This window comes from Paenalicyclobacillus cellulosilyticus (genome assembly GCF_014647315.1).
GTDB classification, from domain to species: domain Bacteria; phylum Bacillota; class Bacilli; order Alicyclobacillales; family Alicyclobacillaceae; genus Alicyclobacillus_J; species Alicyclobacillus_J cellulosilyticus.
Genome location: NZ_BMOY01000137.1, coordinates 341 through 601, shown reverse-complemented (window position 1 = coordinate 601; position 261 = coordinate 341). Strand labels below are relative to the sequence as shown.

Genomic DNA, 261 nt, shown 5'->3' with positions numbered 1-261 from the left:
TGGGATTATGCCTACACTTGGCGAAAAGGAAACGTAGCAAACGAAGTGCGAAATATCAGTTTATACTTTAAAAACGATAGGCTGGTTCGTATTGAATACAACCCAAGGTAAATCCGACATTTCGCACCACAGTATTTTTTAGATAAAAAGACACCCGTGCGGGATGTCGGGTAAATTAAATCAATTTTTGAATTAGCATGGCGAGGCCGAGAACAATACTCGTTAAACCGATCACAATTTTTAAATGAACGACCCGACTAA

1 protein-coding gene is annotated in these 261 nt (G+C 39.1%); it reads left to right on the top strand.

Annotation, left to right across the window (positions count from 1 at the left end):
• Positions 1 to 111 (top strand): outer membrane protein assembly factor BamE domain-containing protein (bamE, locus tag IEX97_RS14060; RefSeq protein ID WP_188883547.1); only part of this gene is annotated, 111 nt, incomplete at its 5' end.
• Between the last annotated feature and the right edge of the window lie 150 nt (positions 112 to 261).